The organism is Mixta mediterraneensis (assembly GCF_030283135.1).
Classification (GTDB): Bacteria; Pseudomonadota; Gammaproteobacteria; order Enterobacterales; family Enterobacteriaceae; genus Pantoea; species Pantoea mediterraneensis.
Genome location: NZ_JASUAZ010000011.1, coordinates 33,412 through 53,386, shown reverse-complemented (window position 1 = coordinate 53,386; position 19,975 = coordinate 33,412). Strand labels below are relative to the sequence as shown.

Annotated in this window: 15 protein-coding genes and 1 pseudogene; 9 read left to right on the top strand and 7 right to left on the bottom strand. The window is 52.5% G+C overall.

Annotation, left to right across the window (positions count from 1 at the left end):
- Nucleotide 1: 1 nt before the first annotated feature.
- Nucleotides 2-2,440 (top strand): fimbria/pilus outer membrane usher protein, encoded by a 2,439-nt coding sequence (locus tag QRY16_RS09475; RefSeq protein ID WP_289776400.1) that lies wholly within the window; start codon nt 2-4, stop codon nt 2,438-2,440.
- Nucleotides 2,437-3,411 carry a Csu type fimbrial protein gene (locus QRY16_RS09470; RefSeq protein WP_289776399.1) on the top strand — a complete coding sequence of 325 codons (975 nt, stop codon included), beginning with the start codon at nt 2,437-2,439 and terminating at the stop codon, nt 3,409-3,411. The genes QRY16_RS09475 and QRY16_RS09470 overlap by 4 nt, the downstream gene beginning before the upstream one ends.
- On the opposite strand, the pseudogene tcuC reads toward QRY16_RS09470, so the two are convergent.
- From tcuC to exbB, 3 genes and pseudogenes are all read right to left on the bottom strand, one after another.
- Nucleotides 3,408-4,711: pseudogene (gene tcuC, locus QRY16_RS09465) on the bottom strand (tricarballylate/proton symporter TcuC). The gene QRY16_RS09470 and the pseudogene tcuC overlap by 4 nt on opposite strands.
- 200 nt (nt 4,712-4,911) lie before the next feature.
- On the bottom strand, nt 4,912-5,334 hold the full coding sequence (gene exbD / locus QRY16_RS09460) for a TonB system transport protein ExbD (protein ID WP_193406405.1): 423 nt from the start codon (nt 5,332-5,334) through the stop codon (nt 4,912-4,914).
- A 6-nt stretch (nt 5,335-5,340) separates the two neighbouring features.
- Nucleotides 5,341-6,069: a tol-pal system-associated acyl-CoA thioesterase gene (gene exbB, locus QRY16_RS09455; protein WP_289776425.1), complete on the bottom strand. Its 729-nt coding sequence runs from the start codon at nt 6,067-6,069 to the stop codon at nt 5,341-5,343.
- Between the two features lie 360 nt (nt 6,070-6,429).
- Here exbB and QRY16_RS09450 point away from each other — a divergent pair, with 360 nt between their 5' ends.
- The 5 genes from QRY16_RS09450 (at nt 6,430) to QRY16_RS09430 (ending at nt 11,351) form a co-directional block, all read left to right on the top strand.
- Nucleotides 6,430-7,407 carry a TRAP transporter substrate-binding protein gene (locus tag QRY16_RS09450; protein ID WP_289776398.1) on the top strand — a complete coding sequence of 326 codons (978 nt, stop codon included), beginning with the start codon at nt 6,430-6,432 and terminating at the stop codon, nt 7,405-7,407.
- 49 nt (nt 7,408-7,456) lie between these two features.
- Nucleotides 7,457-7,963 (top strand): TRAP transporter small permease, encoded by a 507-nt coding sequence (locus tag QRY16_RS09445; RefSeq protein ID WP_193406403.1) that lies wholly within the window; start codon nt 7,457-7,459, stop codon nt 7,961-7,963.
- A 12-nt stretch (nt 7,964-7,975) separates the two neighbouring features.
- The gene (locus QRY16_RS09440; RefSeq protein ID WP_289776397.1) at nt 7,976-9,259 is read left to right on the top strand and encodes a TRAP transporter large permease; all 1,284 of its coding nucleotides are present in this window, start codon (nt 7,976-7,978) and stop codon (nt 9,257-9,259) included.
- 132 nt (nt 9,260-9,391) lie between these two features.
- The gene (metC, locus tag QRY16_RS09435) at nt 9,392-10,582 is read left to right on the top strand and encodes a cystathionine beta-lyase (RefSeq protein ID WP_289776396.1); all 1,191 of its coding nucleotides are present in this window, start codon (nt 9,392-9,394) and stop codon (nt 10,580-10,582) included.
- A 106-nt stretch (nt 10,583-10,688) separates the two neighbouring features.
- Nucleotides 10,689-11,351 carry a DedA family protein gene (locus tag QRY16_RS09430; protein ID WP_193406400.1) on the top strand — a complete coding sequence of 221 codons (663 nt, stop codon included), beginning with the start codon at nt 10,689-10,691 and terminating at the stop codon, nt 11,349-11,351.
- A gap of 21 nt (nt 11,352-11,372) precedes the next feature.
- Here the strand turns inward: QRY16_RS09430 and QRY16_RS09425 are convergent, their stop codons facing one another.
- On the bottom strand, nt 11,373-12,281 hold the full coding sequence (locus tag QRY16_RS09425) for an AraC family transcriptional regulator (protein ID WP_289776395.1): 909 nt from the start codon (nt 12,279-12,281) through the stop codon (nt 11,373-11,375).
- A 204-nt stretch (nt 12,282-12,485) separates the two neighbouring features.
- Here QRY16_RS09425 and dkgA point away from each other — a divergent pair, with 204 nt between their 5' ends.
- Nucleotides 12,486-13,313 carry a 2,5-didehydrogluconate reductase DkgA gene (dkgA, locus tag QRY16_RS09420; protein WP_289776394.1) on the top strand — a complete coding sequence of 276 codons (828 nt, stop codon included), beginning with the start codon at nt 12,486-12,488 and terminating at the stop codon, nt 13,311-13,313.
- 36 nt (nt 13,314-13,349) lie between these two features.
- Here dkgA and ftsP read toward each other — a convergent pair whose 3' ends face one another.
- The 3 genes from ftsP to parC all read right to left on the bottom strand — a co-directional run bounded on the left by ftsP (nt 13,350) and on the right by parC (nt 17,979).
- A complete protein-coding gene (ftsP, locus tag QRY16_RS09415) occupies nt 13,350-14,780 on the bottom strand; it encodes a cell division protein FtsP (RefSeq protein WP_289776393.1) in 1,431 nt (476 codons plus the stop codon).
- 141 nt (nt 14,781-14,921) lie between these two features.
- Nucleotides 14,922-15,659 carry a 1-acylglycerol-3-phosphate O-acyltransferase gene (locus tag QRY16_RS09410; protein ID WP_289776392.1) on the bottom strand — a complete coding sequence of 246 codons (738 nt, stop codon included), beginning with the start codon at nt 15,657-15,659 and terminating at the stop codon, nt 14,922-14,924.
- Between the two features lie 46 nt (nt 15,660-15,705).
- Complete coding sequence (gene parC / locus QRY16_RS09405) at nt 15,706-17,979, bottom strand: DNA topoisomerase IV subunit A (protein ID WP_193406396.1); 2,274 nt, start codon at nt 17,977-17,979, stop codon at nt 15,706-15,708.
- 424 nt (nt 17,980-18,403) lie between these two features.
- Between parC and QRY16_RS09400 the strand changes: the two genes are divergently transcribed.
- Nucleotides 18,404-19,966, top strand: a complete 1,563-nt coding sequence (locus QRY16_RS09400) for a BglG family transcription antiterminator (protein ID WP_289776391.1) — start codon at nt 18,404-18,406, stop codon at nt 19,964-19,966.
- Nucleotides 19,967-19,975 lie beyond the last annotated feature (9 nt).

Below are 19,975 nucleotides of genomic sequence, written 5' to 3'. Positions count from 1 at the left end.
AATGCGTTTTTCACCTCATCCGCTCGCGCTGGCTATTAGCCTGTTTTATCTGACACCCGGTTCACTTCGGGCGGAGACGTTTTCGTCGCTACCGCCGCCGCCCAGCCTGAATAACAGCGCCAGCGGTCAGCAGTACATGCTGGAATTAATCGTTAATCAGCAAGCACGCGAGGATATTGTGCCGGTTGAACAGCGTAACAATCATTTCTATTTGCGGGCCGGGGACTTACAGCGCGCGGGCATTCCCGCTGAAAAATTCCGGGGCCAGCAACAGATCGATGTGAATCAGATGACAGAGGTGAAAGTCGAATACGACGCAAACCGCCAGCGCCTGCTGCTCAGCGTACCGCCCGGTTGGCTACCGAGTCAGACTCTTGGCGAATCCCGTAATAGCCCACGTTATCCGGGCCGCACCAGCACCGGCGCGCTAATGAATTACGATCTCTACGTCACACGCACGGATTCCTCCGGCACGCGGCTTTCCGCCTGGAACGAATGGCGTTTTTTTGGCAGCGCTGGCCAGTTTTCCAGCAACGGCGTCTGGCAACAGCAGATTGAAGGTGGGAAGCGCTATCAGAATGACGGTTATATCCGCTACGACACCTGGTGGAGCAACGAATATGAAAACGCCATTGTGAGCTGGCGGGCAGGCGATTTGGTAACCGACGCGCTGTCGTGGAGCAGCAGCGTGCGTCTTGGCGGATTGCAGGCTGGTCGTGATTTCAGCGTGCGCCCCGACTTAATCACCTATCCGCTACCCGCCTTTTCCGGTCAGGCGGCAGTGCCTTCCACCGTCGATCTGTTCGTGAACGGTTATCGCTCCAGCCAGGCCAATGTCCAGCCGGGTCCATGGTCACTGACTAATGTACCTTTTGTGAATGGTGCAGGCGATGCGGTCATTACCACCACCGACGCCGTAGGCCGCCAGGTTGTCACTACCCTGCCTTTTTATGTCTCCAGCAGCCTTTTGAAATCGGGCCTGACTGATTATTCGTTCTCGGCGGGTGCGGTGCGTGAAAACTACGGTATCAAAAATTTCGATTATGGCGCAGCGGCGGCAAGCGGCTCATATCGCTACGGTTTGACTGACTGGCTGACACTGGAAAGCCACGCCGAAGGCGGTGACAATCTGGCGATGGGCGGCATAGGTACGCTGTTTAAAACCGGTAGCTGGGGCGTGGTAAACAGTGCGGTTGCACAAAGCCAGTATGAAGGCAGGCCGGGCACACAATATAGCTGGGGGTATCAGTACAACAACCGCTGGTTTAGCCTCGGCACCCAGCACATCATTCGCAATGCAGACTTCGGGAATCTGGCGTTATTAAGTAATCAGAGCGGTAGCAATACGCAAACCCGTTACAGCCTGGCCCGCCGCACTTCACAATACAGCGCCAGCCTGTCGCTCAAACGCTATGGCAGCATTGGGGCGGCTTATATCGACATCGCCAGTGGCGATGATGAACGCACGCGCCTGTGGAATCTGTCGTGGAGTAAAACCTTGTGGGAAAACGCCAGCCTGTATGTTTCGGCCAGCCGCGATCAGGAGCAAGGCGAATGGAGCGGCGCGGTATCGCTGGTGATCCCGTTTGGTGAGCACAGCAGTGCTTCGGTCAGTATGGAGCGCGATCAGCAAGGGCAAAACAGCCAGCGCGTTTATCTGTCACGTGCGATGCCGAGCGATGGAGGAATGGCATGGGATGCCTCCTGGGCTAATCAGGGCGTTGACAGCGGCGATTATCGTCAGGGCAGCCTGCGCTATCGCAACAATAAAATCGATACCTCCGCTGGGTTTTATGGCGATGAGGACAACACGACGCAATGGGCAGATTTAACGGGCTCGCTGGTGTTAATGGATAAGCAGGTCTTTGCCGCAAACACCATTAATGATGCCTTTGTGGTGGTGAAAACCAATTATCCTGACGTCAACGTGCGTTATGAAAATCAGTCAATGGGACGCACCGACAAAAATGGCTATCTGCTGGTGCCCTCAATCAGCAGTTATTACCCGGCCAAATATGACATCGACACCCTGGATTTACCTGCCGATATGACCACGCCAAAAGTAGAACAACGCTTTGCCGTGAAGCGTCAGAGCGGCTTTGTGCTCGATTTTCCTGTTGAGCGTTTACGCGCCGCCAGCGTGATCCTCCATGACAGCGCGGGTAATGCTATTCCTGTATCCAGCCAGGTGCTACGCAAAGGGCAAGCCACGGGCTATGTCGGTTTTGACGGCATCGCGTGGATGGAAAATTTAACCGCTAATAATCCTGTCCGTATTGAAACACCCGATGGCCGCACCTGTGATACCAACCTGATTATTGCTGACGGACAACCGCAGGCGTTGAAAACTTATGGCCCGCTGACCTGTCCGCTCCCCCCTGCGCCATCGGGTACGCCGGTGGCTAATCCTGATAACGCTACCTCTGGAATTACGCCATGAAAAAAATACTGTTACTGCTGGGATGGCTGCTGTTTCCCTGGTGGGGATACGCAGCCTGTAATTTGCCCGCCTCTTCTGCCAGTTTTGGTTCGGTAACAACGTTTGTAGCAAACACCACGGTGAGCTCGACCTCGACTAACGCTAACGTTAACTGCGGCGCCGGTGCGGCACTGTCGTTGTTATCCGGTAACCAAATCACTTTTCAGCTAACCGGCGCGAGCAACAACAATGGTACACGCGGCACGTTGAAGCGCAGCGGTGACGCCGGCACCGATAACATCCCTGTACGTCTGTGTACCGATAGCGCCTGTGCCAGTGAGTTAACCCTTGGTGGCGCCGCTTATGCTTATAACTCTACCACCCTGATTAACCTGGCGGGTTTGCTGGGAAGTTTAAACTTCGCTATTCCGGTTTATCTGCGCACCGTGGCTGGACAAACGGTTGCTGCCGGAACCTACACGCTGACGCTGAACATGGCGGTAACCTATAATGTTTGTACCAGCATTGGGTTGCTTGGCGCCTGTCTGACGCCGCAAACTGGCAGTGGCGTCATCCCCATCACCGTAACGGCGATTCTGAGCAACGACTGTACCGCCATCACCGCGCCAAATATCAGTTTCGGCAGCGCACCGCTGGTAGGCAGTTTCTCCGCCGTATCTCAGACGATTAATGTGCTTTGCAGCAAAGGCAGTACCTATACGGTAGGATTAAGCAATGGCAACTACGCATCAGGTAGCGTAAGGAATATGGCGAGTGGCACTCAACGGCTGAGCTATGAGATTTATAAAGGTTCCACCAGCGATCGCTGGGGACCGAGTGGCTCTGAACGCTGGAGCAGTGACGCTTCAACCAGCGTGACGAGCGATGGATTAACGCGCGGTTTCAATTACACCGCGCGCGTTTTAACTACGCAAAGCACGCCGCCAGCGGGCGACTACACCGACAGCGTGGTGGTGGATCTCGCCTTCTAAGCGTTAACGGGCGCGCCGCTGTGGCGCGTCTGATATTGCTTCACCATCCGCCCAATCAGCAATGTCCCGATCAATCCGCACACTGCCGCAAACGTCAGCCAAACGCCGGGCATGGCTTTATTGCCAGTTGCGTGGATCAGGTAGCTGGAAACCGCGGGCGTGAAGCCACCAAACAGCGCGGTCGCCAGACTGTACGCCAGCGAGAAACCCGCCGCGCGTACCTCAGCAGGCATGATTTCTGCCAGATAAACCACCATCGCCCCGTTATAGCTGGCATACAGAAACGACAGCCACAGTTCGGTTTCCAGTAAATGGGCGAAGCTGGCAGAACCCACTAACCAATGCAGCACTGGCCAGGTTGTCACAATCATCAAAATAGTGAAAAGGATTAACAAAGGGCGACGGCCTACCCGGTCCGACAGCGCCCCCATCAGCGGCAGCCAAATCAGGTTAGAAATGCCGACGCACAGCGTCACGAGGAAGCTCTGCTTGTCAGTCATCATTAATACGGTTTTACCGAAAGTTGGGGTAAAAGCGGTAATCATGTAAAACATCACGGTCGTGGTCACGACCATGAGCATCCCGGCCAATACCAGCGCCCAGTTACTGGCGACCGAACGCATAATTTCGCTCATGCTGGGATGGTGTTTGCGCTGGCTGAAAGCTTCAGTTTCTTCCAGCATACGACGAATCCAGAACAGGAACGGCACGATCATACAGCCTATAACGAACGGGATACGCCAGCCCCATTCGGTTACGACCTCTTTGCCAAACAGATGATTAAGCAGCAAACCAAGCAGCGCAGCAAAGATCACCGCCACCTGCTGACTGCCGGATTGCCAACTGACAAAGAAGCCTTTGCGCCCTTTTGGCGCCACTTCCGCCAGATAAACCGACACACCACCCAGCTCGACCCCCGCCGAGAAGCCCTGCAATAAGCGCCCCAGCAAAATGAGTACCGGAGATAGCGCGCCTAACGTGGCATATCCCGGCACCAGCGCGTACCGAACGCCATCAGACCCAGCGTCAACAGTAAACCTTTACGGCGTCCATGATGGTCAATGTAAGCGCCGAGAATAATTGCGCCAAGTGGACGCATCAGAAAACCCGCGCCAAACGTCATTAGCGTGAGCATTAATGAGGTAAAGGGGTTATCGCCAGGAAAGAAGGTTTTGGCGATCGCGCTAGCATAGTAGCCGAAAACCATAAAATCATACATTTCGAGGAAATTACCGCTGGTCACGGTAAAGATGGTGTGTGCTGCACCTTTAGGTTTTTGTAAAGACTGGCTCCGACTCATTATTCGCTCCCTAGGTTTTTTATCCCTTTTTAGCGCAGTTACCGGCTATTTAACGTGACCTAACTCACCATTCCAATTTACAAAAGTGTGTTTATAAGTAACAAAAAATTAACACGAAAAAATTTATGCCGATGAATCGCCGCGTTGGATTAAAACAAAAAAGGGTGCCCAGCGGCACCCTTTCCTTACGTTTCGAAACGTTACTTCTTCATAGTTTCCATACCCATTAAGCCAATCTTCAAATAACCCGCGGTACGCAATTGATCCATCACGCTCATCAGTGTCTCGTAATCCACGCTTTTATCGGCCTGGAAGAAGATGGTGGTCTCCTTGTTACCTTCCGTCTGGCTGGTCAATACGCTCACCAAATTTTCTGGCGTGACCTGATCGTTACCGACATACAGCTGTTTATCCGCTTTAATTGACAGGTAAACGGGTTTCTCCGGACGCGGCTGCGGGGCACTGGTGGAAGCAGGCAAATTGACCCGCACATCCACGGTTGCCAGCGGCGCGGCGACCATAAAGATAATCAACAAAACCAGCATCACGTCGATAAACGGCGTCACGTTGATTTCATGCATTTCACCGTCGGTGTCCAGGTCGTCATTTAATCGCATCGCCATAAGAACTTATCCTAAGCGCAGTTTCTGAGCAGCAGCAGGACGAGCAACCTCAGGCTGAGTAGTCACGTTTCCCAGATCAATAGCGCGGCTTTGCAACAGCAGGATTTGTGCAGCAACGTCACCCAGCGAGGCTTTATAGCTGGCAATCATACGCGCAAAGACGTTATAGATCACAACGGCAGGAATAGCGGCGATCAGGCCAATTGCCGTTGCCAGCAGCGCTTCTGCGATGCCCGGCGCAACCACCGCCAGATTAGTCGTTTGAGTTTTAGCAATGCCGATGAAACTGTTCATAATGCCCCAGACGGTACCGAACAGGCCGATAAACGGCGATACCGAACCGATAGTGGCGAGGAATCCATTACCGCGTCCCGCGTGACGGCTGAAGGCGGCAACGCGACGCTCCAGGCGAAAGCTGGTGCGATCTTTAATACCGTTGGTATCATCGGTGCCGGCGGAAAGCGCTAATTCGTTTTGCGCATCATTCAGCAACACGCCGCTGTGGCTGTTGCTATTGAACTGTTGAGCTGCCTGCGCGGCGTCATGAAGATTCCGGGCTTCGCCCAGCGCTAATTGTTCGCGTTTCAGACGACGTTTTGCAGCGCTCAGTTCGGCGAATTTACCGAAGAAGATAGCCCACGTCACAACTGAGGCCAACAACAGGCCGATCATCACTACCTTTACCACGACATCGGCATGTTGATACATGCCCCAAACGGAGAGATCCGTTTGCATCAAATCACTGGCTACCACGCTGCTTCTCCAACTCATGTGCACGGATGCGGAACAAGGGCGAATAATAGCAAAAAACAAGCGAATTGATAGTAGTTCTCATTACTATTTACAAATGAGAGGAGATTTTTTTCATTTCAGGCTGTTCGCTTTCACACCGGTTTAGGCAATTGTTTTAAAATTGTGATATTGGATATGAATTTATTAAAACAACATTTTAAAATGTGAGCTAATTCATTCAATCGTAATCGTTTCGTTTTCCCCCGCCGCAATTTCTCTATGCTGGCTCCACGCGGCCACTTCTTCCTGCCCCTGATAATCAATGCGCCGCCCCTTCCTGCCCCTATTTGCTGGAGAAACAGAATGACGCTGAAAAAATTACTACTCGCAGTTTCGTTATCTTCCGCTGCGGCTTTTTGCCCTGCGGTGGTTTCCGCCAAAGTGATTAAAGTGGCTGAAGTTCAGCCAGCAGGTTATCCCACTGTAGTTGCGCTTGAAAATATGGGCGAGAAACTTAAAAAAGCAACCGACGGGCGCTTAGAGATGAAAGTTTATGCGGGCGGGGTGCTGGGCGATGAAGATCAAACCCTACAGCAAGTCCAGCTCGGCGCGATCGATATGATCCGCGTCTCGCTCGCTCCCGTCACCACTATCGCGCCAGAGACCAGCGTTTTAACTTTACCGTATGTGTTCCGCGACGAAGATCATATGCATAAAGTTCTGGACGGCGCTATTGGCAAGCAGATCGTCAATAACTTCGACAACGATCCCAACGCGCGCATGATCTTCCTGGGCTGGACCGATGCGGGTGTGCGCAACATGATTACCAAAAAGCCCATTAAGAAACCTGAAGATCTGAAAGGCATGAAGATCCGCGTACAAAACAGCGCGATTTCACTGGCCACGCTAAAAGCGATGGGAGCAAATCCGGTCGCGATGGGCGTGAGCGAAGTATTCAGCGCCATGCAAACCGGCGTGGTTGATGGCACCGAAAACAACCCGCCAACCTTTGTCGCCCATAACTATCTGCCGGTTGCTAAAAATTACACGTTGACGGGCCACTTCATTCAGCCGGAAATGATCCTGTATTCCAAACCGTTATGGGATCGTCTGTCTGCTGATGATCAGGCGCTGCTGAAAAAGTTAGGTAAAGAGGCGCAGGATGAAGAGCGTCAGCTATGGGCAACTTATACCCAGCAGTCGATAGAAAAAATGAAAGCGGGCGGCGTGACGTTTCAGGAAACCGATCGTGATTACTTTATCAAAGCCACGCAGCCGGTACGTGATCAGTTTGCCGGTAAGTATCAGGATCTGATGAAGCAGATCGCCGATGTGAAATAACCCTTCCCGCGTCATGCTGAACCATGACGCCTTAATTCAGGTATCGATAATGACTGCATATTCTCGTCTGATGGATGGGCTCTATCTGCTGTGCATGACAATCGCCGCCATCGCGCTGATGATCATGGTGACGGTGATCCCAATCGGCATTTTTGCCCGCTACGTATTAAATAGCGCCCTTTCCTGGCCCGAACCGGTGGCCATCATTTGCATGATTATTTTTACCTTTATTGGGGCGCCGGTTGGTTTTCGCGCGGGGACGCATATCTGCGTATCGATGATGACCGATCGCCTGTCGCCTGCAGCGCAGCGCCTGCTGTTACGGGTTTGCGATCTGCTGATGATCGCGACTTGCGTCATCATCTTCCGCGCCAGCTACAACCTGTGTGAAGCGATGTGGGTGCAATCGCTCGCCTCTTTTCCCACAGTGACTTACGGCGAAATGTATCTGCCCATTCCCATTGGCGCGATCTTCACGTTGTTATTTGTGGTGGAGCGACTGATTAATGGCGATCAACGTCAGCGCCCTATCGTGATCCTTGGCGGCACACACTAAGCGGAGCATAAAATGGATGCACTGATTTTAATCGGCAGCCTGGTGGCGTTGCTGTTGCTGGGCTTTCCGGTGGCGTTTGCCGTCGGCCTGAGCGCATTTATCGGCGCATGGTGGATCGATCTGCCACTGGAAGCCGTAGTGATTCAAATCACCAATGGCATTAATAAATTTTCTCTGCTGACCATTCCGTTCTTTATTCTTGCGGGAGCGATTATGGCGGAAGGCGGCATCGCCCGACGGCTGGTGAATTTCGCCTATATTTTTGTGGGCTTTATTCGCGGTGGCTTGTCGCTGGTGAATATTGTCGCTTCAACCTTTTTTGGCGCAATTTCGGGATCGTCGGTCGCCGACACGGCCTCCATTGGTTCGGTGATGGTTCCGCAGATGGAGGAGAAAGGCTATCCGCGTGATTTTGCCGCCGCCGTGACGGCCAGCGGTTCGGTGCAGGCAGTATTAATCCCGCCAAGCCACAACTCGGTAATTTATTCGTTAGCCACTGGCGGCGTGGTGACCATTTCGTCATTGTTTGTCGCCGGTATCATTCCGGCTCTGATGCTGGGTTTGTGCCTGATGATCATGTGCCTCTGCTTTGCACATAAACGGGGCTACCCCAAAGGCGAGCGTATTGCTTTTAAACAGGCGCTAAGCATTTTCTTCGACGCATTCTGGGGCCTGTTTACCATTGTCATTATTCTTGGCGGCATTTTATCGGGTATTTTTACCGCTTCGGAATCGGCGGCCATTGCCTGCTTATGGGCGTTCTTCGTCACCATGTTTATTTACCGCGACTTTAAATGGAGTCAGTTACATATCCTGCTGTTCCGTACCATCAAAACAGTGACCATCGTTATGGTGCTGATTGCTTTTGCTGCCGGATTTGGTGCGGTAATGACCTTTATGCAATTACCGACCCTTATCACTGAAGCTTTTACCAGCTTCTCCAGTAATAAATACGTCATCCTGATGTGCGTTAATTTTCTGCTGCTGGTGGTTGGCACGCTGATGGATATGGCCCCCCTGATTCTGATCCTGACGCCGGTGCTGCCAGTGGCAACCGAGTTAGGCATTAATCCGATACATTTCGGTATGATCATGCTAACCAACCTTGGCATCGGCTTAATCACACCGCCGGTTGGCACAGTATTATTCGTTGCCAGTGCGGTCAGTAAACAGAAGATTGAACAAGTGGTCAGCGCCATGCTGCCGTTCTACGGCATGCTGTTTGTGGTGCTGATGTTAATCACCTATATCCCGGCAATATCACTTTGGTTACCGCGACTGATGGGCATGATGTAGTGCGATAAAAAACAGGCTGGGCGGGCCTGTTTTTTGCTATACCGCCTGCTGATAATCATTATTCAGGCTCAACCTTGCAGACAGTTTCATGTTAACGTGAAACCTTTGTTGGACGCGGCAAGGCAGACCTTAATGACAACCAAAAAGATTGATACCACGCTGGTTAGCGCAGGACGCAGCAAGCGGTACACTCAAGGCGCGGTAAACAGCGTCATTCAACGTGCTTCTTCATTGGTTTTTGACACTGTAGCGGATAAGAAAAACGCCACCGCCGGACGTGCCAAAGGCGAGCTGTTTTATGGCCGTCGCGGCACCCTGACGCATTTCGTGTTACAGGATGCGATGACCGAACTGGAAGGCGGCGCAGGATGTGCACTGTATCCGTGCGGCGCGGCCGCCGTTTCAAACGCTATTCTGGCATTTGTCGAAGCCGGTGATCATGTATTGATGAGCGGCGCGGTGTACGAGCCGACACAAGATTTTTGCGACAAAATTCTCAGTAAGCTCCAGGTATCTACTACCTATTTTGATCACTGCATCGGCAGAGAAATAGGCGCGTTAGTGCAGCCTAATACACGCGTGGTGTTCCTCGAATCTCCGGCCTCGATCACCATGGAAGTGCAAGATGTTCCTTCAATCGTTGCTGCGGTTCGCGCCAAAGCACCCGACGCTATTATCATCATCGACAATACCTGGGCGGCGGGAATTTTGTTTAACGCGCTGGCGCACGGTGTGGATATATCTATTCAGGCGGGGACTAAATATCTTATTGGTCACAGCGACGCGATGATTGGTACGGCAGTCGCCAATGCACGCTGCTGGGATCAGCTGCGTGAGAATTCATATTTAATGGGCCAGATGATTGATGCAGATACCGCTTATCTGGCTAGCCGCGGACTGCGTACGCTGGGTACGCGTTTGCGCCAGCATGAGGACAGCGGCATTCAGGTGGCTGAATGGCTGGCGGCGCGCCCTGAAGTAGCACGCGTTAATCATCCGGCGCTGGCACAATGCAAAGGCCATGAATTCTGGCAACGTGATTTTACCGGCAGTAGCGGACTGTTTTCGTTTGTAATGAAAGAGAAACTGAGCAGAGAGCAGCTGGCGCGTTATCTCGATCACTTCCATCATTTCAGCATGGCGTATTCATGGGGCGGCTATGAATCGCTGATTCTGGCGAACCAGCCCGAAGAGCTGGCTGCGATTCGCCCGGCTGGTGGCGTGGATTTTGCTGGCACGCTGGTGCGTCTACATATTGGTCTGGAACATGTCGATGACTTGTTTGCCGACCTTGCGGCGGGCTTTGCGCGCCTGGCGCGATAATTAACCTCAACAAAAACTAAACCACGCGGTGGCAACCGGCTGAGATAAACCTTGTCCGGCGGGTTAACCGCTAAAATAGAAGCCTTGTGACTCGATGGGATAGCAGATGGGTGTTTTACACGAGATTGTCCACGCGCTCTGGCATCAGGACTTTGCCGCGCTGGCTAATCCAGATGTGGTATGGGTAGTTTACGGCGTGATGTTTCTGACGCTGTTTTTGGAAAATGGTCTGTTACCCGCTTCGTTTCTTCCGGGCGATAGCCTGCTGCTGTTGGCTGGGGCTATGGTCGCCAAAGGCGTGATGGATTTTGTGCCTACTCTGGTGATTTTAACCACCGCCGCCAGTCTTGGCTGCTGGCTGAGTTATCTCCAGGGCCGCTGGCTGGGAAACACCAGAATTGTTAAAAGCTGGTTATTGCATCTACCCGCCCAGTATCACCAGCGCGCCTGGAATATGTTTAATCGTCACGGTCTGATGGCATTGCTGGTTGGTCGTTTTCTCGCTTTCGTTCGTACCATTTTACCTACCATGGCGGGCATTTCCGGCCTGAAAAATGGGCGTTTTCAACTATTTAACTGGCTGAGCGGGGTACTGTGGGTGGGCATCGTAGTAGCGTTCGGTTATGGTATTAGCCAGGTACCGTTTATAAAGCGTCATGAAGATCAGGTCATGGCCGTTTTGATGATTTTGCCAATGGTTTTGTTGTTTCTTGGCCTGGCGGGCAGCATTGTGGTTATCTGGAAAAAACGCCGCCAGAGCAAAGCCTGACATCCTGTCAGGCAGGATGCGTCAGACAGACGGTTCTGCCACCGTCTGGCGCACACGATTTACCTCTTCCCCCGGCGTCACGCCAAAATAGCGCTTAAACTCCCGCGAAAACTGTGAGGGGCTTTCATAGCCAACCCGCACCGCCGCCACGCTGGCCTTCAGGCCATCGTGCAACATCAATAAGCGCGCCTGATGTAGCCGATAGCGTTTCAGATACTGCAAAGGTGAAGTCTGTGTTACCGCCTTGAAGTTGTGGTGAAACGCCGACACGCTCATATTTACTTCGGCCGCCAGGGTGTCAACGCTGAGGTTATCGGCGTAATGATTTTCGATGCGGCGCAGCGCCCGCGCAATCTGGCTGAACTGCGTCTGACGACTGACCAGCGACAGCAGCGCGCCGCCACACGGGCCGGTCAGCACGTAATAAATGATTTCTCGCACAATTTGCGGGCCGAGCACCCTGGCGTCTCGCGGCTGCACCATAATATCCAGCAGGCGTTCTGCGGCGCACAGCATCGGCTCGGTCAGCCACGCTGAATGGATGCCAGAGGTTTGCGGCTGCGGCTGGAAACTCTCATCGTCGCCAATTTCAATCAACAGATCCTGTAGGCTGGCAGTATCAACATTCAGGCAAATGCCAGCTATCGGCTGTTCAGGCGAGGCCCAGGTTTCGCATTCTACCGGTAGCGGCACGGTCAGCATCAAATATTTCGTTGCGTCGTACTGAAAAACGGTGCTGCCGAGGTAGCCGGTTTTACTGCCCTGAAACAAGATAACGATGCCGGGCTGGTACATCATCGGTGTACGCGGGCGATACTGACTGGCATAGATCAGAGAAACATTTTCCACCGGGCACAAACGGTTGCGATTGTGCGTCATTAACGCCACCACCTGTTGCGCCAGCTGATGGCAAAGAGCGTCGTGCGCCATACACTTGCCTTAATCATAAAAGCATTTAGTCTGCCGCCAGTCTGCCTGAATCGCCAGCAAAAAAGAGGATCAGGCAAGAAGCAAACAGAATCAGGCAGTGCAAAAGCGCTATTTACCTGGCAGGCTAAAAAGCAGCCTCTAAATTGTTGGCTAGACTTAAGCACATTGAAAGACACAGGTTAACTGCAACAGATAGGAGCGTTTATGGCAGATCAACCCATTATCAAACTGCACGACGGTAGCATGATGCCGCAACTGGGACTCGGCGTGTGGCAGGCCAGCATGGAAGATGCACGCAAAGCGGTGCTTAAAGCGCTGGATGTCGGCTACCGCTCCATTGATACCGCCGCCGCCTATAAAAATGAAGAAGCCATTGGGCAGGCGTTGCAGGAAACTGACGTGCCGCGTGAGGACATTTTTGTCACCACCAAGCTGTGGAATGACGATCAACAAAACGTACAGCAGGCGATAGAAACCAGCCTTAAAAAGCTTCAGTTAGATCAGGTTGATCTCTATTTGATGCACTGGCCGTGCCCGGAAAAAGATCACTATGTTGATGCCTGGAAACAGATGATCGAACTGCAACAGCAAGGCCTGACCACGAGCATCGGCGTATGTAATTTTCATGAGGCTCATCTTAAACGCTTGCTGGATGAAACGGGCGTGACGCCGGTGGTGAACCAGATTGAGCTGCATCCGATGCTGCAACAGCGCACGCTGCATGCATGGAACGCCATGCATCAAATTCAGACTGAATCCTGGAGCCCGCTGGCACAGGGCGGTAAAGGCGTATTTGATCAAGCGATTATTAAAGAGCTGGCGAAGAAGTACGGAAAAACGGCGGCACAAATTGTGATTCGCTGGCATCTCGACAGCGGTCTGGTGGTGATCCCGAAATCCGTGACGCCTGAACGTATCGAAGAGAACTTTAAGGTGTTTGATTTCCGGCTGGACAAGCATGAAGTGAGCGAGATTGCCAGACTGGACAGCGGCAATCGTTTGGGTCCGAACCCCGACTCTTTCAACGGCTAAATCTGACGCCCCGGCTTATATTTTGCCGGGGCGGATTTAATTTGTTGCCTGTACCAGCAACTGCCCCGCTGTACCGCGATCGGCAAGTTCCAGCGTCTGGCTGTAATAGACAAACGGAAAGTGCTCTGACGAACTTTGCGGGAAACTCACCATCAGTTCCACTTCGCCATCTACCCAGACCGTATCTTTCCAGCCACGATCTTCGCCCATCGGCTGTGCGCCGTTGACGCGTTTAATCAGAAACATCACGCCCTGAATATGTAACGCCTGTGGACGATCGGCATGCAGAATCCAGCGCTCAAAGGTGCCCTGCTGCGTGGTGGTATTGATGCGGTTCATGTCCCATATCGCGCCATTAATACCGGGCATGCTGTCGCCAAGGCGGAATTCACGCGTGCGTACCGCAACCCCATCAATAATTTGGTCAGCCAGCAGCCGCATCGGCAGATTATCGGTGACTAGCGGCAATAAACCGGTTGGACGTAGCGTTAAAATCAGCGTTGAGGTCAGGATCGAGGAAGGTTCAAAGAAACCCCGCAGTCGGTCCATAATACCCGCCGCCGCGCCTGCCGTGATCGACACGTCATCGCCTTGTGACATATCTACCAATACTTCACGCCGTTCACCCGGCGCAAGCGTCAACCGTTGCACCGCCACCGGAGCAGGCAAGAAACCCTGATCACTGGCAATTACGGTAAAGGGGCGATTATCACTCAGGCTCATGTCATAACGGCGCGCATTAGAGGCATTGAGTAAACGCAGGCGTACCCAGCCACGCGACACCTCCACAAACGGATTGCGCACCCCATTCACTAACAGCGTATCCCCCAGGAAACCACCCTCCTGCGGCGGATCGTAAACGGGCGTAGCGAAGTTATCGAGGCGCTTGTCCTGAATAATCACCGGAAAATCATCCACGCCGTAATGCTTCGGCAACGGTAATTGCTTACTCAGCTCGTCTTCGATCAGCCACATGCCCGCTAAGCCGTTATACACATGCGCTGCCATATGATTTGGCGTGTTGGCGTGATACCAGCAGGTTGCAGCCCCCTGACGAACTGGCAATACCGGCGCCCAGTCAGCACCCGCCGACATCATGCGCGGTGCGCCTCCCATCAGTGCGCCCGGTAATTGCAAGCCACTCACGGTCATTGCCACCGGTTCGTTGAGGCGGTTGCTGTAAATCAGCTTGACGTCATCGCCACTGTAAACGCGCACCGTCGGCCCGAGATACATGCCGTTAATGCCCCATACTGGCGCTTTATTATTGTTGCCGTTAAATGACCAATGACTGCGCTGCAAAGTCAGAAACAGCGGCTGACCACGACGCGATTCAATCAACGGTGGAACAGGGAGGGGTGTTTCTCCACTGTCATTTGAGGCGGCACGAGCCGCGTGAGGTATAGCACCGGCGCTAAGCGCCACTCCAGCAGAAAGCTGGATGAACTGACGTCTGCTGAAAGACATAAAACTTCTGACCTTTTACGCGTGGCGCTAAAACGCCAACCCTGTTTTTATTGCTGTATTTGCTGTGCTGCATTCATGGCAGCGGGAACAATCGCGCTGCCGTTGGCATCCCTGCAGGATAGTCGGCAATTGATGCGCCGGTCAGATTTTACCGTTTTTTTCGCGTTCTTCGACTTCGGCGTTAAGCTCTTCCAGCTTCGCCGCCATCAATTCACGGCAATGCGTTGCCAGCTTGCGCACCGACGTGGCTTCAAATTGCTTCACATCGACCGGCGGCAGCATTTCAACGATCACCAGACCGTTTTTCAGACGGTTGAGGTTAATCTTTCCATGCGTGTTGGAAACCACAATCGGAATGACTGGCACGCCTGCGGCAACGGCTGCATGAAACGCCCCCGTTTTAAACGGCAGCAGACCGCGCCCCCGGCTACGGGTTCCTTCCGGGAACATCCAGAACGAAATACGCTTTTTGTTAAACTGATCCACCAGCTTTCCGATGGTGCCGTGCGCTTTGGCGCGGTTGTCACGATCGATAAGCAGGTTACCGGCCAGCCAGTAAAGCAGGCCAAAAAACGGCACCCACAGCAGGCTTTTTTTGCCTACCGTTACCGTCGTTGGCTGCACAATTTTGGCGGCAGTAATCATGTCGTAGTTATTCTGATGGTTGGCGATGTAAATCGCGTTACCGTAATTTTCCGCTCCCTGCGGCTTTCTTAATTCAACTTTAACACCAAATACTGTCGACAATTTGCCGAACAGATGACCAAAGGTGGCGACATGGCGCGGATTGCGTGGCGAAAACAGGCACCAGATACAACCGAAAACACACACCAGTATTGAGTAAATAACCACGAAAATAGTACGCAGTATTAGTAACATAGCTTCCTCATTGTCCCGTAACTGACGCCAGTGTCAGTCCGGTTGCTTATTCTTCGCTATCCGTATTACCCGGACGCGCCGGGGTATCCAGCTCCACGCGATCAATTTTTTGCAGGCCGCGTGGCAACAGCGTGCCCCGGCGACCGCGATCGGCGCGGAATTTTTGCAGTTCTGCACTGCGCAACGGCAATTTACGCTTACCAACATACAGCGTGACGTTGCTGCCTGGCGGCAAAATCATTAGCCACGCCAGCCTGTCCTGACCCGCTGCGGCTTCTGCTGACGGAATTGAGATAATCTTGTTGCCTTTGCCTTTCGACATTTGCGGCAGCTCGCCGACCGGGAACATCAGCATCCGTCCCGCCTGGGTGATCGCCAGCAGCATGTCATCTTCATGATGAACCGCCATAGGCGTCATCACACGCGCATTATCTGGCAGCGTCAGTAACGCTTTACCGGCACGATTACGCGACACCAGATCGCTGAAAGTACAGATGAAACCGTAGCCCGCATCTGACGCCATTAACAATTTTTGATCGTCGGGCTCCATCAGCACCTGCTCCACCACCGCGCCCGGCGGCGGCGTCAGCTTGCCCGTTAACGGCTCGCCCTGACCGCGTGCGGAAGGCAACGATGTCGGATCCAGCGTGTAACTGCGGCCAGTTGAATCGATAAACGCCACGGGCTGATTGCTCTTGCCGCGCGCCGCTGCCAGATAACTGTCGCCCGCTTTGTAACTCAAACCATTAGGATCGATGTCATGACCTTTGGCGCTGCGTACCCAGCCCATCTGCGACAGCACAATGGTGACAGGCTCAGACGGCACCAGCTCCGTTTCGCTCAATGCTTTGGCTTCTGCACGCTCACGCAGCGGTGAACGGCGATCGTCGCCGTAACGGGCGCTGTCGGCCTGCAACTCTTTCTTCAGTAGCGTATTCATCTTACGTTCGGAAGCCAGAATCGCCTGCAGCTGATCGCGCTCTTTTTCCAGCTCGCTCTGCTCGCCACGAATCTTCGTCTCTTCTAACTTCGCCAAATGGCGCAGTTTCAGCTCAAGGATCGCTTCGGCCTGCGTTTCGCTAATATCAAAACGTGACATCAATACCGGTTTCGGCTCATCCTCGCTACGAATAATATGGATGACTTCATCAATATTGAGGAACGCGACCAGCAAACCTTCAAGGATATGCAAACGACGCAGCACACGCTCTAAACGATGATTCAGACGACGGCGCACGGTATCGCGGCGGAACACCAGCCATTCGGAGAGGATTTCCAGCAGGTTTTTCACCGCCGGACGGTTATCCAGCCCGATCATGTTTAGGTTAACGCGATAACTTTTTTCCAGATCGGTAGTGGCGAACAGATGGTTCATTACCTGATCAAGATCGACACGATTGGATCGCGGCACGATCACCAGACGCGTTGGGTTCTCATGATCGGATTCGTCACGAAGATCCTCAACCATCGGCAGCTTTTTGTTGCGCATCTGACTGGCAATCTGTTCCAGCACGCGCGCCCCTGAAACCTGATGCGGCAGGGCGCTGATCACAACTTCGCCCTCTTCTTTCTTATACACGGCACGCTGACGAATGGAACCACGACCGTTCTGGTAAATTTTACGGATTTCGTCGCGCGGGGTGATGATCTCCGCTTCGGTCGGAAAATCAGGCCCCTGTACAATACCCAGCAGCTCGTCAAGCGTGGTTTTGGGGTTATCAATCAGGGTGATGGCCGCCTGGGCGACTTCTCGTAAATTATGTGGCGGGATGTCGGTCGCCATGCCGACAGCAATGCCGGTGGTGCCGTTTAACAGGATATTTGGCAGACGCGCCGGCAACATTTTCGGCTCTTGCATCGTGCCGTCAAAGTTAGGCGTGTAATCTACCGTGCCCTGACCTAGCTCACTTAGCAGTACTTCGGCATATTTCGACAGGCGCGATTCGGTATAACGCATCGCGGCGAATGATTTAGGATCGTCCGGTGCGCCCCAGTTACCTTGCCCATCCACCAGCGGATAGCGATAAGAGAACGGCTGCGCCATTAATACCATCGCTTCATAGCAGGCGCTGTCGCCGTGCGGATGGTATTTACCCAGCACGTCACCCACGGTACGCGCGGATTTTTTAAACTTCGCGCTGGCGTTCAGCCCCAGTTCCGACATGGCGTAAACAATGCGCCGCTGCACCGGCTTTAAACCGTCACCAATATAAGGTAAGGCGCGGTCCATAATGACGTACATCGAATAGTTTAAGTACGCATTCTCGGTAAACGTGTGCAAGGCAAGACGCTCTGCACCATCCTGCGTCAATTCACTCATTAAGCTCTCATCCTCACATCGTGTCTTACAACGGCAAGACACCCAGCGGTTGTTTGGCGAGGATAGTACCTTATTCGTCAGATTTAGTCACAGGGGAAGCATGATGCAGCACGCTAAGAATTAACATCTGCTTTTATGTGACACACTTCGAAAATAAAAAACAGAATGAGACAACGTTCACACAATAATTTCCGCTGTTAATTGTGATCGCGTTCGCAATTAAACCTCCACAAGCGTTCATCGTATTAAACCTGTCCCATTAGCCGGACAACATTTAGTATTGTTGTCATTCCCATCCCCGCCTAAGTTTAAATCCAGCCACGACGAAAAATTTTTATTTCATGCTTTTCTTCAGATTTATTTTACCCACGCTAAAGCAGCGTTAAAGGAATAAATCGCTCTGTTTTAAAGATAAGGTGATTCAATGCAAAAATTGACGTCAAGACAATATCGCCTGCTGAAATTATTGCTACAGCACAGTGCGCCACTGGCCTTGCCTCAGCTGGCGCACCAGTTGGATGTATCCGAGAAAAGTATTTATCGCGATCTGCAAAACATCGAGCCCTGGCTGACGGACTGGCACATTGTGCTGGAAAAATTACCGGGTCGAAGCCTGCGTTTGCACATCGGCGACATGCAGCAAAGAACGCAGCTGGAGCAGCGTTTAACCAGCGAAGAGAACTGGTCAGAAGGTTTCAGTAATAATGCCCGGCGGGTGAAAATTGCCTCTCAGCTATTAAGTGAAGCACCGCGCGAAACCTCCATCAGCAAGCTTTCTGAACGCTATTTTATCAGCCATGCCTCAATCGTGAATGATTTGAAAGTGATTGAGGAGTGGCTGCAACCGCTGGATTTGCTGCTTGTGCGCAGCCAGAGCGGCACGCATGTTGAGGGCAGCGAACAGGCGCTTCGTCAGGCAATGGTTTCGCTAATTAATGATGTGATGCAGCATCATGTTGCCAGCAATACGCTTGAGCCACGCCTCGATCCCGGCAGTTATCAGGCGTTAATTCATTACTTTGGTGAGCAGGATGTCGCTTTTGTCCAGGCATTGCTGCAACAGATGGAGCAGCAACTAAGTTATCCCCTGAGCGATGCGTATTACATCAATCTCTGTATGCATATACTGATCATGATGCACCGCATGGCACAGGGCAATGCCCTGTCGCTGCCCGCGGCGCTGAGTTCACAGGAGCTGGACAGCCGTATTTTGCTGATTGCCCGTCAAATGGTGACGCGCATTGAACAGCGTATTCAGGCCGCCTTGCCCGCAGATGAAGTTGGTTTTATTTATCAATATATCGTTTCTTCTGGCATTGTGATGGAAGAACACGGAAATGAAACGCCAACACAATATCAATTTTCCAGTAAAGAGTCGTTAAAAATAACGAACGAATTAATTCACTGCTTTTCAGAATTAATTCAACGTGACCTGTCCCAGGACCGGTTATTATTTGAAGGCTTGCTGATTCATATTAAACCGCTTATTAATCGCCTTAAATACCACATCCATATCCGTAATCCTTTACTTGATGATATTAAAAATGAACTAAGCGAGATATTTTCGCTGACACAACGCGCCATGTGCCTGACTGCTAAACGCTTCCAGCTGTCGCCGGTCGCAGACGACGAAGTGGGGTATCTCTGCGTTCATTTCCAGGCTGCACTGGAGCGGCAAATTGCCCACAAGCGCATCCTTGTGGTGTGCTCCAGCGGAGTCGGCACCTCGCACCTGCTCAAAAGCCGCATTCTGCGCGCCTTCCCGGACTGGATTATCGTCGGTGTGGTTTCTGCCAGCAATATGAGCCGCTTTTGCCAACAGGAAACGGTGGATTTAGTCATTACCACTATTCATCTCGAAGCTAACGCTTTACCGATGGTTTACGTTACCGCCTTTTTCAACGATGACGATATTCGGCGGGTGACAGAAGCAATGATTGGCAGCCAGCTGCCGCACTCTGCGCATTGCGCTATGGCAGAACATTAATTGAATGAG

Excerpts from the sequence above, each read along its gene's own strand:
- QRY16_RS09475 (WP_289776400.1), top strand. The coding sequence starts at position 2 with ATGCGTTTTTCACCTCATCCGCTCGCGCTGGCTATTAGCCTGTTTTAT.
- QRY16_RS09470 (WP_289776399.1), top strand. The coding sequence starts at position 2,437 with ATGAAAAAAATACTGTTACTGCTGGGATGGCTGCTGTTTCCCTGGTGG.
- exbD (WP_193406405.1), bottom strand. The coding sequence starts at position 5,334 with ATGGCGATGCGATTAAATGACGACCTGGACACCGACGGTGAAATGCAT.
- exbB (WP_289776425.1), bottom strand. The coding sequence starts at position 6,069 with ATGCAAACGGATCTCTCCGTTTGGGGCATGTATCAACATGCCGATGTC.
- QRY16_RS09450 (WP_289776398.1), top strand. The coding sequence starts at position 6,430 with ATGACGCTGAAAAAATTACTACTCGCAGTTTCGTTATCTTCCGCTGCG.
- QRY16_RS09445 (WP_193406403.1), top strand. The coding sequence starts at position 7,457 with ATGACTGCATATTCTCGTCTGATGGATGGGCTCTATCTGCTGTGCATG.
- QRY16_RS09440 (WP_289776397.1), top strand. The coding sequence starts at position 7,976 with ATGGATGCACTGATTTTAATCGGCAGCCTGGTGGCGTTGCTGTTGCTG.
- metC (WP_289776396.1), top strand. The coding sequence starts at position 9,392 with ATGACAACCAAAAAGATTGATACCACGCTGGTTAGCGCAGGACGCAGC.
- QRY16_RS09430 (WP_193406400.1), top strand. The coding sequence starts at position 10,689 with ATGGGTGTTTTACACGAGATTGTCCACGCGCTCTGGCATCAGGACTTT.
- QRY16_RS09425 (WP_289776395.1), bottom strand. The coding sequence starts at position 12,281 with ATGGCGCACGACGCTCTTTGCCATCAGCTGGCGCAACAGGTGGTGGCG.
- dkgA (WP_289776394.1), top strand. The coding sequence starts at position 12,486 with ATGGCAGATCAACCCATTATCAAACTGCACGACGGTAGCATGATGCCG.
- ftsP (WP_289776393.1), bottom strand. The coding sequence starts at position 14,780 with ATGTCTTTCAGCAGACGTCAGTTCATCCAGCTTTCTGCTGGAGTGGCG.
- QRY16_RS09410 (WP_289776392.1), bottom strand. The coding sequence starts at position 15,659 with ATGTTACTAATACTGCGTACTATTTTCGTGGTTATTTACTCAATACTG.
- parC (WP_193406396.1), bottom strand. The coding sequence starts at position 17,979 with ATGAGTGAATTGACGCAGGATGGTGCAGAGCGTCTTGCCTTGCACACG.
- QRY16_RS09400 (WP_289776391.1), top strand. The coding sequence starts at position 18,404 with ATGCAAAAATTGACGTCAAGACAATATCGCCTGCTGAAATTATTGCTA.